Consider the following 14335-nt stretch of genomic DNA (forward strand, 5'->3'; position numbering starts at 1 on the left):
TCCCGCCCGCTGTTCGCGGCCAGCCGGTGATGGCCCGGATTATTGCCAAGGCCGGACGATACCGCTATTATCGAGGTTTCATGAGGCAGCTCCCCGCTGCCTTTTTGCGTTTCAGGGCCCCGCAACGGACCCGTCAGAGCAGGAGTGCAGTGCAGTCGTGTCCGCGTTGATGCAAACCTATGCCAGGTTGCCGGTGACCTTCAGTCACGGCGAGGGAGTCTTTCTGTTCGACACCCAGGGCCGACGCTACCTGGACGCGCTTTCGGGGATCAGCGTCACCAACCTGGGCCATGCTCACCCTGCGGTAACAGCCGCGCTACAGTCCCAGGCCGCGCGCCTGCTGCATACCTCCAACCTGTACCAGGTGGCGGCGCAGGAAGCCCTGGCCGAGGCCCTGACCGCGGCCGCGGGCATGGACCGCGTGTTCTTCGGCAACTCCGGGGCCGAGGCCAATGAGGCCGCGATCAAGCTGGCACGGCTCTACGGTCACCAGCGGGGGGTGGAAAAACCGGCCATCATCGTCTTTGACAATGCGTTCCACGGCCGCACGCTGGCCACCCTGAGCGCCACCGGCAATCGCAAGATCCAGGCCGGCTTCGAGCCCCTGGTGGCAGGTTTTATCCGCGCGCCGCTGAATGACCTGGCCGCGGTTCGGCAGATCGCCGCCAACAACGCCGATGTAGTCGCGGTGCTGGTGGAACCGATCCAGGGCGAGGGTGGCGTGCGGCTGGCAGAGCCGGAGTTCCTGCACGGGCTGCGCTCGCTCTGCGACCAACAGCAATGGCTGCTGATGCTGGATGAAGTACAGACCGGCAACGGCCGCTGCGGACACTATTTTGCCTGCCAGGGCATGGACCTGCAGCCGGATGTGATCACCACTGCCAAGGGCCTGGCCAACGGTGTTCCCATCGGCGCCTGCCTGGCACGCGGCGCCGCCGCGGAGGTATTCGGACCCGGTCACCACGGCTCCACCTATGGCGGCAACCCGCTGGCCTGCGCGGCGGGCCTGGCGGTGGTCAACACCGTTGTCGGCGAGCAGCTGGCCGCCCGCGCCACCGAGGCCGGGAACTACCTGCGCCGGCAACTGCAGCAGGGCCTGGCCGACTGTCCCGCACTGGTGGAGATTCGCGGTCGCGGCCTGATGCTGGGCATACAACTGCGGCGTGACTGTGGTGAACTGGTGGAACGGGCGCTCGCCGCCGGCCTGCTGATCAATGTCACCGCCGGCAACACCATCCGCCTGCTGCCACCGCTGATCATCAGCGACGCCCAGCTGGATGAGCTGGCGGCAGGTCTCATTGCGTTGATCAAGGATTTCAACTGAGGCGCCCGGCGCCGAGCGGCAGGACCTGACCATGACCACACCCCGGCATTTCTTGACCCTCCTCGATTTCAGCCCCGACGAGCTGCAGGCCGTGCTGGCGCGCGCGGCCCAGATGAAACGGGCGCACCGCGCGGGGACCGATGAGCGCAACTTCGCCGGCACGGTACTGGGCATGATCTTCGCCAAGTCCTCCACCCGGACCCGGGTGTCCTTTGAGGCCGGCATGGCACAACTGGGTGGCCATGCCATGTTCCTGTCGCCCCAGGACACCCAGCTGGGACGCGGCGAGCCGATCGAGGACAGCGCCCGGGTGATCTCGTCGATGGTGGACATGGTGATGATCCGCACCTTCGGCCACGATATCGTAGAGCGCTTTGCCCGCCATTCCTCGGTGCCGGTAATCAATGCGCTGACGGACGACTACCATCCCTGCCAGTTGCTGGCTGACATGCAGACCTGGATCGAGCACCGCGGCCCGGTGGCCGGCAAGACTGTGTGCTGGGTCGGGGACGGCAACAACATGTGCCAGTCCTACATCAATGCCGCACGACAGTTCGACTTTGAGTTGCGCATTGCCTGCCCGCCCGGCTTCGAACCCGCGGCGGAGCTGCTGGCCGCCAATCGCGACCGGGTCCAGCTCAGCCAGGATCCGGCGGCCGCCGCGCGCGGCGCCGATCTGGTGGTGACTGATGTGTGGGCCTCCATGGGCCAGGAAGCCGAGCAACAGCAGCGCGCCGATCAGTTCCAGCCCTACCAGGTCAATGCGCAGCTGATGAGTCACGCCGCCGCCGATGCACTGTACATGCACTGCCTGCCCGCCCACCGGGGCGAAGAGATCAGTGCGGAACTGATGGATGCCTCCGACACGGTGATCTGGGACGAGGCGGAAAACCGGCTGCACGCACAAAAGGCACTGATGGAGTTCCTGCTGCTGAGCCAGCGGCCCTGACAGGCTGGCAACACCCCGCTAATAACCACATCCAATATGACTGCCGTTTTTTATGAAAAATAAATAGATAGCTGTCATAACGCGGTAACAATGGCCCGGGGAGAGGCTGATACAGAGGGACCGCGGCTTGTGCGGTTAGCAGGCACAGACCTGTGCGTTTGCCCACATGTTATCCACAGCATAACCCATTGTTCTTCCCTTGCATTGCCCCTCTGGCCGCTTTATCTTGTATCACATCGGGCCAGGCACCCCCATATATTGGGTATTCTGGTTTTCGCATACACTGACCAGGCACTCAGGTGTGACAGTATGCAAAAGCAATGCACCGGGCCCGTCCCGGCCCCAAAGCGCCCCCGACCAGATACCGAGCCAAGGCAGCACATCAGTCCTGCCGCTGGCGATGCCGCGACCAGCCCGGCTCATCCCGGAACCCTGAACAATTGAACCCAGAACAATAAGGCCCCATGGGTCACCACCACCTCGGAGTTGACATGTACACAGAGACCGACCAGCCAGGCACCGCCCCAGCACTGGGCAGCACCCGGAAAGCCACCCCGTCAGCGGCAGTATTGCTGCCACCGCTCCGGGTCAGATGCGTGTCATCAAGCGCAACGGCACCGTGGTGCCGTTCGAGGAGAGCAAGATTTCGGTGGCCATCACCAAGGCCTTCCTGGCAGTGGAGGGCGGCACGGCTGCAGCTTCCAGCCGCATCCACGAGACCGTGGCCAAACTCACCGACCAGGTGGCCAATACTTTCCGCCGGCGCATGCCCTCGGGCGGCACCATCCACATCGAGGACATCCAGGACCAGGTGGAGCTGTCGCTGATGCGCGCCGGTGAACACAAGATTGCCCGCGATTACGTCATTTACCGGGAAGAGCAGGCCCGCAAGCGCGCTGCCCGCAAAGCCCTGTCCTCCGCCACTCAGGAAGCCGCCGGCCATATCACCGTGGTGCAGCCCGACGGCAGCCGGGCGCCGCTGGACCTGGCCCGTCTGCACACCGTTGTCACCGAGGCCTGCTTCGAGCTGGCCGATGTCAGCGCCACCCATATTATCGACGAGGCCCTGCGCAATCTGTACGACGGCGTCACCGCCAGCGAACTGAGCACCTCACTGGTGATCACCGCCCGCACCATGATCGAGAAGGAGCCCAACTACAGCTATGTCGCCGCGCGCCTGCTGTGCGACAACCTGCGCGCCGAGGCACTGGGCTTCCTGGGCGTGGCCGATCTGGCCACCCAGGCGGACATGACCGAGCTGTATGCCAGCGCACTGGCCGCCTATGTCGAGCGCGGCGTCGAGCTGGAACTGCTGGACCCGAAACTGAAAACCTTCGATATCGCGCGCCTGGGCCAGGCGCTGCTGCCCGAGCGCGACCTGCAGTTCACTTACCTGGGCCTGCAGACCCTGTACGACCGCTACTTCATTCACAGCAACGATGTGCGCTTCGAACTGCCGCAGATCTTCTTCATGCGGGTAGCCATGGGGCTGGCGGCCGAGGAAGCGGACAAGAATGCCCGCGCCATCGAATTCTATGAGCTGCTGTCCTCCTTCGACTACATGAGCTCCACCCCCACGCTGTTCAACGCCGGCACCCTGCGCCCGCAACTGTCCTCCTGCTACCTGACCACAGTGCCGGACGACCTGCACGGTATCTTCGGCGCGATCCAGGACAACGCCATGCTGTCGAAGTTTGCCGGCGGCCTGGGCAACGACTGGACCCCGGTGCGGGCCCTGGGCTCCTACATCAAGGGCACCAATGGCAAATCCCAGGGCGTGGTGCCGTTCCTGAAGGTGGTCAACGACACCGCGGTGGCGGTCAACCAGGGCGGCAAGCGCAAGGGCGCGGTCTGCTCCTACCTGGAGACCTGGCACCTGGATATCGAGGAATTCGTCGAACTGCGCAAGAACACCGGCGACGACCGCCGCCGCACCCACGACATGAACACCGCCAACTGGATCCCGGACCTGTTCATGAAGCGGGTGTTCGACGACGGCGACTGGACCCTGTTCTCGCCCAACGACGCCCCCGACCTGCACGACCTCTACGGCCAGGCCTTCGAGGAGCGCTACAGCTACTACGAAGAGCAGGCCCGCTGCGGCAAGCTGAAGCTGCACAAGACGGTGCGGGCCCAGAACCTGTGGCGCAAGATGCTGGCCATGCTGTTTGAAACCGGCCACCCCTGGATGACCTTCAAGGATCCGTGCAACCTGCGCTCGCCGCAGCAGCACGTGGGCGTGGTGCATTCCTCCAACCTGTGCACCGAGATTACGCTGAATACCAGCAGGGACGAGATCGCGGTGTGCAACCTGGGCTCCATCAACCTGCCCCAGCATATTGACGACAACGGCCTCAATCTGGACAAGCTGCAGAAGACCGTGCGCACCGCGGTGCGCATGCTGGACAATGTCATCGACATCAACTACTACTCGGTACCCCAGGCGGAGCGCTCCAACCTGCGCCACCGGCCAGTGGGCCTGGGTGTCATGGGCTTCCAGGACGCCCTCTATAAGCAGCATATCGCCTACAGCTCGGAACAGGCGGTGGAGTTCGCCGACCGCTCGATGGAGGCGATCAGCTACTTTGCCATCGACGCCTCCAGCCAACTGGCACAGGAGCGCGGCGTCTACTCCAGCTACGAGGGCTCGCTGTGGAGCCAGGGCATTTTCCCGATCGACTCGCTGGACATCCTGGAGCAGCAGCGCGGCGCCAAGTACATCCAGCTGGACAAGAGCCAGACCCTGGACTGGCCGGCCCTGCGCGCCAGCGTGAAGAGCCGCGGCATGCGCAACTCCAATGTGATGGCGATTGCGCCCACCGCGACCATCGCCAATATCACCGGCGTATCCCAGTCGATAGAGCCGACCTACCAGAATCTGTATGTGAAATCCAACCTGTCCGGCGAATTCACCGTGGTGAACCCCTACCTGGTCAATGACCTGAAGGCCCGCGGCCTGTGGGACGGTGTCATGGTCAACGACCTGAAATACTACGACGGCAGTGTACAGGGGGTAGACCGGGTACCGCAGGACCTGAAGGCGATCTACGCCACCGCCTTCGAGGTAGAGCCCAAATGGCTGGTGGAGTCCGCCAGCCGGCGCCAGAAATGGCTCGACCAGGCCCAGTCGCTGAACCTGTACATCAACAATGCCAGCGGCAAGAAGCTGGACATCACCTACCGCATGGCCTGGTACAGCGGCCTGAAGACCACCTACTACCTGCGCTCGCTGGCGGCCACCGGTACCGAGAAGTCCACCATCAGTACCGGCAACCTGAACGCTGTATCTTCCGGTGGCCAGACGGTGCAGGCATCGCCAGCGCCAGTACCGGCGGCCTGCTCACTGGATGATCCGGACTGCGAGGCCTGCCAGTAGGCGGGCCCCGGCATCCGGCCACAAACCGTTAACAAGACAGACACAGAGAAATCGAGGACAAGTACAGCATGTTGAGTTGGGATGACTATCACAAAGACGAGGCCAACACCGCCAGCAGCGGAAAAATGCCACCGCCGCCCACGGCAGCGCCGGAGACTCCGGCCGCTGAGCAGACGGCACCGGTAGTCGCCGCGCCCGCGAGCGAAACCACTGCGCCCGACCCGGTGGCGCTGGACAATATCGCTGCCGCAGCCCGGGCCCTGGAGGAACTGGATATCGCCAAGGGCCTGGAAGAGCTGGAGATGGGTGCCGCCCGGGTCTCGGTTGACGAGAAGGCAATGATCAACTGCCGCGCCGACCTGAACCAGCTGGTGCCCTTCAAATACGACTGGGCCTGGCAGAAATACCTGGACGGCTGTGCCAACCACTGGATGCCCCAGGAAATCAACATGACCGCCGATGTGGCCACCTGGAAGAACCCGGAGGGGCTCAGCGATGACGAGCGCCGCATCATCATGCGCAGCCTGGGTTATTTTTCCACCGCCGATTCGCTGGTGGCCAATAACCTGGTGCTGGCCATCTACCGCCTGATCACCAACCCCGAGTGCCGCCAGTACCTGCTGCGCCAGGCCTTCGAGGAGGCCATCCACACTCATGCCTACCAGTACTGCATCGAGTCGCTGGGCATGGATGAAGGTGCGGTATTCAACATGTACCGGGAGGTGCCGTCGGTAGCCAAGAAGGCCGCCTGGAGCATGCGCCACACCCACGAAATATCGGACCCGACCTTCAACACCGGCACCCCGAAAGACGACCAGACCCTGCTGCGCAACCTGATCGGCTTCTACGCGGTGACCGAGGGTATTTTCTTCTACTGCGGCTTCACCCAGATCCTGTCCATGGGCCGCCGCAACAAGATGACCGGTGTCGCCGAGCAGTTCCAGTACATCCTGCGGGATGAGTCCATGCACCTGAACTTCGGCATCGACGTGATCAACCAGATCAAGCTGGAAAACCCGCATCTGTGGACCGAGGAGTTCCAGCAGGAGGCCATCCTGATGATCCTGGAGGGCACCCAGCTGGAGATTGAATACGCTCGCGACACCATGCCGCGCGGGGTGCTGGGCATGAATGCGGCGATGATGGAGGAGTATCTGCACTTCATCGCCAACCGCCGCCTGGCCCAACTGGGGCTGCCGGAGCAGTTTCCCGGGGCGCAGAACCCGTTCCCGTGGATGAGCGAGATCATGGACCTGCGCAAGGAGAAGAACTTCTTCGAAACCCGTGTGATCGAGTACCAGACAGGCGGAGCCCTGAACTGGGACTGAGCCAAACAGCCGGGGGTGTCCGCGCCCCCGCTACCCATCCACTGAACGGCGAGGCCGGAGAGGAGATCTGACATGGACAACCAGGACAAGGCTCCCAAGGACAGCGAAACCGTATTGATGGCACTGGACCAGATCAGCCAGACCATCGATGTGATGACCAGCGTGGTCGGCCGCCTGCGCAACTATGTGCAGCAGGAAGCCGCCAGCGGGCAGGGAGACCTGCAGGCTGAAATGCAGCCGGACCGCGTGTTGCATTAGCGGGCCGACTTTGTCTCCAATCATTTTCCCGCCTATACTCCACACATCCGTTAAAACTGATGCGAGACAGAGCCATGCTGAAAGCACGTATTATCGTTCTGATCCAGATCCTGGCCTTTACGGTGGCGAGCACCGTCGGCACGGCCCAGGCCGCAATGATCGGCAGCGCCGAGCATTTCGCCGATTCCGCCCGGGAGCAGCAACTGGCCCGGGTCGACGCGGTGCTGGCCAGCGACGCCGTGCAGGAGCAGCTGATCGCGCTGGGGGTCAATCCCGAGGATGCGATGGCGCGGGTAGCCGCGCTGTCGACCGAAGAGTTGCAACTGCTGGCACAACAGATGGATGAAATGCCCGCCGGCGGCGTGCTGGGTGTACTGGGCGTTATTCTCGTGGTCCTGATCATCCTGGAAGTCCTTGGCGTTACCAACGTCTTCACCAAGCTGTAGGCTACTGCCAGTCCTGCTGCTGGCCCTGCTGGCAGGTTGCGCCAGCCGGTTGCCGCCGCCACCTGAACTGGCCGCGACCGAACTGACCGCGGTGCCATTCTTCCCCCAGCAGCAGTACCAGTGCGGCCCCGCCGCGCTGGCGACGGTGCTGGCGTGGAGCGGCGTGGACACCAGCGCCGACGAGCTCACCCCACAGGTCTACCTGCCCGACCGGGAGGGCAGCCTGCAACTGGAACTGATTGCCGCCAGCCGCCGCGCCCAGCGCCTGCCGTTTTTGCTTGAAGGTGGGGCGCCTGCGCTGTTTGCCGAGCTCGGTGCCGGGCATCCGGTGCTGGTATTGCAGAACTTCGGCCTGCGTTCCCTGCCCCAATGGCACTACGCCGTCGTGGTCGGCTACGATCCAGAGCAGCGCGAAGTGCTGCTGCGCTCCGGCACCGAACAACGCCGCCGCGAGTCCTGGCGCCGCTTCATGACCAGCTGGGCGCAGGCCGATTACTGGGGGCTGGTAGTGCTGCCCCCCGGAAAATTGCCCGCCGCAATGACCGCCGATGCAGTCGCCACCAGCGTGGCCGGCAATGAAACCCGAATGGCGCCCGCCGTGACCCTGGCTGCCTGGGAGGCCGCCCTGAGGCACTGGCCGGAGCAGCCGGCGGTCCTGTTCGGCGCCGCCAACGCCCGTTACACGGCGGGCCAGACCCGGCCTGCCGCAAGCCTCTATCGCCGCCTGCTGCAACAGCAGCCAGGCCATCTCGCCGCCCGCAACAACTTTGCCGATCTGCTGCTGAACAGTGACTGCCCGCAACAGGCGGAGCAGGTATTGGGGCCGGCACTGGAGCGCCTCGGCACCGGTGCCAGCCCGACTGCGACGACTGCCGCTGTGCGCACCACTGCGGCGGAAATCGACGCTCATCCCCGCCGCGCAGGCAGCGAAGCGGAAGTCTGCGGCAGCTTGCTTCCCTGAACCATGGCGCGCAGGACTTGAGCAAAGATCTGCACCGTGGTGTAGCATTGGCCTTTCATTTCCGCTCGCCAAGGATCTCTCTGTCCATGCCCTGCACCCTCAGATGAATGGCGACCAGACCCTGATTCTGGCCATCCTGCTGGCCACTGTCGGCATGTTCCTGTGGGGGCGCTGGCGCCATGACATGGTGGCGCTGGGTTCACTGCTGGCCTGTGTGCTGGCGGGCCTGATCGACCCGGGCAAGGCCTTCGATGGTTTCGGTCATCCAGCGGTGATCACGGTAGCCTGTGTACTGGTACTGAGCCGCGGCCTGCAGACCTCCGGTGCGGTGGATGCACTGGCCCGCTACGCACTGCCCAAAAATGCCGGCGCTGCGCTGAGCCTGGCGGCCCTGGTCGGCCTCGGTGCCGCGCTGTCGGGTTTCATGAACAATGTCGGTGCGATGGCCCTGTTGATGCCTGTGGCGATACAACTGGCCAAGCGCCTGGAATTGCCGCCGGGGCGGGTGCTGATGCCGCTGGCCTTCGGCACCATCCTCGGCGGCATGACCACCATGATCGGCACGCCACCAAACCTGATCGTGGCGGGCTTTCGCAGCGAGACCGGCGCCGGCAGCTTTGCCATGTTCGATTTCACTCCGGTGGGACTGACTGTCGCAGTCCTGGGCGTCCTCTTCGTGGTACTGCTGGGTTGGCGGCTGGTCCCGGTGCGCCGCCAACAGGGGGCCGGCGACTTTGAAACGGGGGCCTACCTGACCGAAGCCAGGGTAAAGGACAAGAGCAAGGCCGCGGGCATGACCCTGCGTGCCATCGAGGCGGAGCTTGACGAAGTGGGCGGCCAGGTCATTGGCCTGGTGCGCAATGAGGTGCGGCTGACCGCACCCCAGTCGGGCCGCCTGATCCGGACGGGGGACATTCTGGTCATCGAGGCGGAGGTCGACGCCCTCGCCAACCTCCTGTCCAGCCTGGGCCTGAAGCTGGAGGAATCCGTCAAGCCGGAAAAGAACGAAGCGGAAGCGGAACAGGACGAACAGGACCCGCGCCCCGATACAAAACAGTCACAACCCGCGAATGGCTCTGCAGAACCCTTGCCGGCCAGCTTTTCTGCAGGGGAGGAAGCGGAAACAGCGGAAGCGGAGAAAGACGAGGCGGCCCCCGTCTCAGAGGAGATCGTACTGACCGAACTGGTAGTACTGCCGGGCGCCTCGATTGCAGGCCGCTCGGCCAGTGATATCCAGTTGCGCAGCCGCTACGGCCTCAATCTGCTGGCGGTGTCGCGCGAAGGAGCCCGCTCCCGTACCCGCCTGCGCACGTTGCGGATCGCTCCCGGCGATCTGTTGCTGATGCAGGGCCCCGCTGAGTCCATCGCCGAATTCGCCGCCGATTCCGGCTGTGTACCGCTGGCGGAACGCAACCTGCGCATCCCCAACAAACGCAAGGCGCTGGTTTCGACCGGCATCATGGGGCTGGCGGTAGCTGCCGCGGCTGTCGGCCTGTTGCCCGCGGCCATCGCCTTCGCCCTCGGCATGCTGGCCTCGATGGCGCTGCGTACGGTACCCCCCCGCAGCGTATACGACGCCATCGACTGGCCGGTGATCGTGCTGCTGGCGGCACTGATACCGGTGGCTGCGGCGATGGAGGCCACCGGTACCGCCGACCTGATCGCCCGCTTTCTGCTGACCTCGGTTGCCCAGGAACATGATGTCACTGCGCTGGCACTGATTCTGGTGGTGACGATGTTCCTGTCCGATTTGATGAACAACGCGGCCACGGCCGCGGTGATGTGTCCTATCGCCATCGGTACCGCCAGCGCCCTGGGGGTGAACCCGGACTCCTTTCTGATGGCGGTGGCGATAGGTGCCTCCTGCGCCTTCCTGACGCCGATCGGGCACCAGAACAACACCCTGATCCTGGGACCGGGCGGCTTTCATTTCGGCGACTACTGGCGCCTGGGCCTGCCCCTGGAAATTCTGGTCACCGCGGTCAGTATTCCGCTGTTGCTGGTGATCTGGCCACTGTAGACTCGATCTGAGCCCGACGGACAACGGCGGCGGGGCCGGCGCAGGTATGCGGCATGCGAATAGCGACTATTGGCTGCGGCAGGCGTTAACGGTTCACGCCATCCCGCTGTCCCGCTACAATGGCTGGTTTCCGGCGCCGCGCGGCCACCCAGGCCCAGGGGCCGCGCCGCTCCACTCCCCGATCTACCGACACAGGACAGCGACATGATCTACCAAAGTGACGCACTTACAGTGACTCGCCTCGAGGGCGACATCGCCGAGCTCAATTTCGATCTGAAGGGAGAATCCGTCAACAAGCTCGACCGGGCGACGGTCAATGCGCTTACCGCAGCGCTGGATGCACTGGAGGCGGAGCCGGGTCTCAAGGGCCTGCTGCTCACCAGTGCCAAGCCGGTCTTTATCGTCGGCGCCGACATCACTGAATTTACGGCCATGTTCGGCGCCGGAGCCGAGCAGATAAGCGGCTTTACCGGGGTCAACAACGACAACCTGAACCGCCTGCAGAATCTGCCCTACCCCAGCTGCGTCGCCATCAACGGCTTCGCCCTGGGCGGCGGTTTCGAGGTCTGCCTGGCCTGTGACTTCCGGGTGATGAGCAGCGCCGCCAAAGTGGGCCTGCCGGAGACCAAACTGGGCATTCTGCCGGGTTGGGGCGGCACCGTGCGGCTGCCGCGCATCATCGGCGTCGATGAGGCCGTGACCTGGATCGCCACCGCCAAGGATCAGCGCGCCGACAATGCGCTGAAGGTGGGCGCGGTAGACGCAGTGGCCGAGCCGGAACAACTGCGCGAGTTGGCGCTGGCGACACTCGCCAATGCCGTCGCCGGCAAACTCGACTACAGCGAGCGCCGGCGTGCCAAGAGCAGCCCGCTGCCGATGAACGACACCGAGGCCACCATGGCCTTCTTTACCATGAAGGCCATGGTACAGCAGCAGGCCGGCAGGAATTATCCGGCCCCGCTGAAGGCGGTGGATGTGATCGAGCAGGCGCGGGGCATGGGGCTGGAGGATGCGCTGAAGGTGGAGGCCGCGGCCTTTGCCGAGCTGGCGAGTACCGACGTTGCCGCGGCCCTGGTCGGCGTGTTCCTGTCCGACCAGCTGCTGAGCAAGAAGGCCCGCGGGTGGGAAAAGAAGGCCGACCGCAAGGTGGCCCGGGCCGCGGTGCTGGGGGCGGGCATCATGGGTGGCGGGATCGCCTACCAGTCCGCCTACAAGGGCGTGCCCATCCGGATGAAGGACATCAATCAGGAGGGCCTTGACCTGGGGCTGAAGGAAGCCAACAAGCTGCTGACCAAGCGGGTGGACCGCGGCCAGATGAGCGCCAGCCAGATGGGCGAGGTGCTCACCAGCATCGACCCGACCCTGAGCTACGCCGGCTTTGAAGACATCGACATCGTGGTCGAGGCCGTGGTCGAGAATCGCAAGGTCAAGCTCGCCGTACTGGCCGAGACCGAGCAACAGGTCAGCGAGGACACCATTCTGGCCTCCAATACCTCCACGATTTCCATCACCCGGCTGGCCGAAGCCCTGCAGCGGCCGCAGAACTTCTGCGGCATGCACTTCTTCAATCCGGTACACGCGATGCCGCTGGTCGAAGTGATCCGGGGCGAAAAGACCTCCGATACCGCCATCGCCCGCACTGTGGCCTACGCCACCAAGATGGGCAAGAAGGCCGTGGTGGTAAAGGACTGCCCGGGCTTTCTGGTCAACCGGGTGCTGTTTCCCTACTTCGACGGTTTCTCCAAGCTGCTGCGCGACGGTGCTGACTTCCAGGTGGTGGACCGGGTCATGGAACGCTGGGGCTGGCCCATGGGCCCGGCCTACCTGCTGGACGTGGTCGGCATCGATACCGGCGTCCATGCAGGCGAGGTGATGGCCGAGGGCTTCCCGGACCGGATGAAACTGGACTTCAAGACGGCAACCGAAGTGATGTTCGAGCACAAGCGCTACGGCCAGAAAAACGGCAAGGGCTTTTACGACTATGTGCCCGACAAGCGTGGCAAAGCCAGGAAAACCACCACCGAGGAAAGCTACGAACTAATCGCGCCGGTGGTCGGCGAGCGCACCGAATTCGCGGACGAGGACATCGTCGCCCGGATGATGCTGCCGATGGCTACCGAGATGGCCCGCTGCCTGGAAGAGGGCATCGTCGGCACGCCGGCGGAGGCGGACCTGGCCCTGCTCTACGGCCTGGGCTTTCCGCCCTTCCGCGGCGGTATCTTCCGCTGGCTGGACACAGTGGGTATGGACTACATCGCCGAGGCGTCGCAGAAATTTGCCGATCTGGGCAAAAGCTACGAGCTGACCGAGGGCATGCAGGCCAAACGTGCCGACGCCGCCACCTATTACTGAGCCACGGGTGAACAAAGGAGAATTACTGTGAGTCTGAATCCAAGAGACGCCGTTATCGTCGACTTCGCCCGCAGCGCCATGGGCAAGTCCAAGAATGGTTGCTTCCGCCACGTCCGCGCCGACGACCTCTCCGTGGGCGTGATCAAGGGCCTGCTGGCCCGCAACAACAAGCTGGACGTCAACGAGATCGACGACCTGATCTGGGGCTGTGTGCTGCAGCGCGAAGAGCAGGGCTTCAACATCGCCCGCAATATTGTGCTGCGGGCCCAGCTGCCGTTCACCATTCCCGCCCAGACGGTCAACCGCCTGTGTGGCTCTTCCATGTCTGCGCTGCATACGGCTGCCGCCAATATCATGGCGGGACTGGGGGATATCTATCTGGTAGGCGGTGTTGAACACCTGGGCCACCTGCCGATGATGGAGGCCGTGGATCCCAACCCGAAGCTGGGGCTGAACGTGGCCAAGGCCGCCGGCATGATGGGCATGACCGCCGAGTACCTGGCACTGCTGCACGGCATCGGCCGCGAACAGCAGGACCAGCTCGGTTTCCGCTCCCACCAGCTGGCGCACAAGGCCACAGTGGAGGGCAAGTTTGGCCGCGAGATCATCCCCATTGAAGGCCACGACGCCGCGGGCGCATTGATGCTGGTGGAGCAGGATGAAACCATTCGTCCGGACACCACGCTGGAGGGCCTGGCCTCACTGCAGCCGGTATTCAATCCCAAGGGAGGCACCGTGACTGCGGGCACCTCGTCACAATTGTCCGACGGGGCCTCGGCAATGCTGGTGATGTCGGCGGAACGGGCCCAGGCACTGGGCATGACGCCGATCGCCCGCATCAAGGGCATGGCCCTGGCGGGCGTCGACCCTTCCATCATGGGCTACGGCCCGGTACCGGCCACGAAAAAGGCACTGAAAAAGCTGGGGCTCACCATCAAGGACATCGAGATGGTGGAGCTGAACGAGGCCTTTGCCGCCCAGGCGCTGCCGGTACTGAAGGATCTGGATCTGCTGGACGACATGGAAGCCCGGGTCAATGTTCATGGCGGCGCCATAGCGCTGGGGCATCCCTTCGGTTGCTCCGGCACCCGCATCACGGGATCACTGTTGACCGTGATGCAGGATCGGAACCTCACCCTGGGAGTCGCCACCATGTGTATCGGTCTGGGACAGGGCATTACCACGGTGGTTGAGCGGGTCTGAACGCCCACCCGGTCGTGCCGCGGCAGCGATAACAGCCTGCCTGGCCAGTCACCTGGCAGGCTGATCTCGGTTTATCGGTTTATTCCACCGCGCAATTGTGGTCAAATCGCTCTCCGCT

10 protein-coding genes are annotated in these 14335 nt (G+C 64.1%); all 10 read left to right on the forward strand.

Annotation, left to right across the window (positions count from 1 at the left end; genetic code table 11):
• Positions 1-169: 169 nt before the first annotated feature.
• The 10 genes from G3T16_RS07150 to fadA all read left to right on the forward strand — a co-directional run bounded on the left by G3T16_RS07150 (position 170) and on the right by fadA (position 14217).
• Positions 170-1324 carry an aspartate aminotransferase family protein gene (locus G3T16_RS07150; RefSeq protein ID WP_163497000.1) on the forward strand — a complete coding sequence of 385 codons (1155 nt, stop codon included), beginning with the start codon at positions 170-172 and terminating at the stop codon, positions 1322-1324.
• Positions 1325-1355: 31 nt separating this feature from the next.
• The gene (gene argF / locus G3T16_RS07155) at positions 1356-2273 is read left to right on the forward strand and encodes an ornithine carbamoyltransferase (RefSeq protein ID WP_163494451.1); all 918 of its coding nucleotides are present in this window, start codon (positions 1356-1358) and stop codon (positions 2271-2273) included.
• Between the two features lie 592 nt (positions 2274-2865).
• Entirely contained in the window at positions 2866-5649 is a 2784-nt protein-coding gene (locus tag G3T16_RS07160; protein WP_163494452.1) for a ribonucleoside-diphosphate reductase subunit alpha, read from the forward strand.
• 68 nt (positions 5650-5717) lie between these two features.
• A complete protein-coding gene (locus G3T16_RS07165) occupies positions 5718-6977 on the forward strand; it encodes a ribonucleotide-diphosphate reductase subunit beta (protein ID WP_163494453.1) in 1260 nt (419 codons plus the stop codon).
• Between the two features lie 72 nt (positions 6978-7049).
• Positions 7050-7235, forward strand: coding sequence for a hypothetical protein (locus G3T16_RS07170; protein WP_163494454.1), 186 nt, complete (start codon positions 7050-7052; stop codon positions 7233-7235).
• 74 nt (positions 7236-7309) lie between these two features.
• Positions 7310-7681, forward strand: a complete 372-nt coding sequence (locus tag G3T16_RS07175) for a PA2779 family protein (RefSeq protein ID WP_163494455.1) — start codon at positions 7310-7312, stop codon at positions 7679-7681.
• Positions 7650-8642, forward strand: coding sequence for a PA2778 family cysteine peptidase (locus tag G3T16_RS07180; protein WP_163494456.1), 993 nt, complete (start codon positions 7650-7652; stop codon positions 8640-8642). Before G3T16_RS07175 ends, G3T16_RS07180 begins: the two co-directional genes overlap by 32 nt.
• A gap of 103 nt (positions 8643-8745) precedes the next feature.
• A complete protein-coding gene (locus G3T16_RS07185; RefSeq protein WP_163494457.1) occupies positions 8746-10662 on the forward strand; it encodes an SLC13 family permease in 1917 nt (638 codons plus the stop codon).
• A gap of 204 nt (positions 10663-10866) precedes the next feature.
• The gene (fadB, locus tag G3T16_RS07190) at positions 10867-13014 is read left to right on the forward strand and encodes a fatty acid oxidation complex subunit alpha FadB (protein WP_163494458.1); all 2148 of its coding nucleotides are present in this window, start codon (positions 10867-10869) and stop codon (positions 13012-13014) included.
• A 27-nt stretch (positions 13015-13041) separates the two neighbouring features.
• Complete coding sequence (fadA, locus tag G3T16_RS07195) at positions 13042-14217, forward strand: acetyl-CoA C-acyltransferase FadA (RefSeq protein WP_163494459.1); 1176 nt, start codon at positions 13042-13044, stop codon at positions 14215-14217.
• Positions 14218-14335: the final 118 nt, after the last annotated feature.

This window comes from Kineobactrum salinum (assembly GCF_010669285.1).
GTDB lineage: Bacteria > Pseudomonadota > Gammaproteobacteria > Pseudomonadales > Halieaceae > Kineobactrum > Kineobactrum salinum.

What these genes read in the sequence shown, in the direction of transcription:
- G3T16_RS07150 (WP_163497000.1), top strand. Translation starts at nt 170, where the DNA reads ATGCAAACCTATGCCAGGTTGCCGGTGACCTTCAGTCACGGCGAGGGA.
- argF (WP_163494451.1), top strand. Translation starts at nt 1,356, where the DNA reads ATGACCACACCCCGGCATTTCTTGACCCTCCTCGATTTCAGCCCCGAC.
- G3T16_RS07160 (WP_163494452.1), top strand. Translation starts at nt 2,866, where the DNA reads ATGCGTGTCATCAAGCGCAACGGCACCGTGGTGCCGTTCGAGGAGAGC.
- G3T16_RS07165 (WP_163494453.1), top strand. Translation starts at nt 5,718, where the DNA reads ATGTTGAGTTGGGATGACTATCACAAAGACGAGGCCAACACCGCCAGC.
- G3T16_RS07170 (WP_163494454.1), top strand. Translation starts at nt 7,050, where the DNA reads ATGGACAACCAGGACAAGGCTCCCAAGGACAGCGAAACCGTATTGATG.
- G3T16_RS07175 (WP_163494455.1), top strand. Translation starts at nt 7,310, where the DNA reads ATGCTGAAAGCACGTATTATCGTTCTGATCCAGATCCTGGCCTTTACG.
- G3T16_RS07185 (WP_163494457.1), top strand. Translation starts at nt 8,746, where the DNA reads ATGAATGGCGACCAGACCCTGATTCTGGCCATCCTGCTGGCCACTGTC.
- fadB (WP_163494458.1), top strand. Translation starts at nt 10,867, where the DNA reads ATGATCTACCAAAGTGACGCACTTACAGTGACTCGCCTCGAGGGCGAC.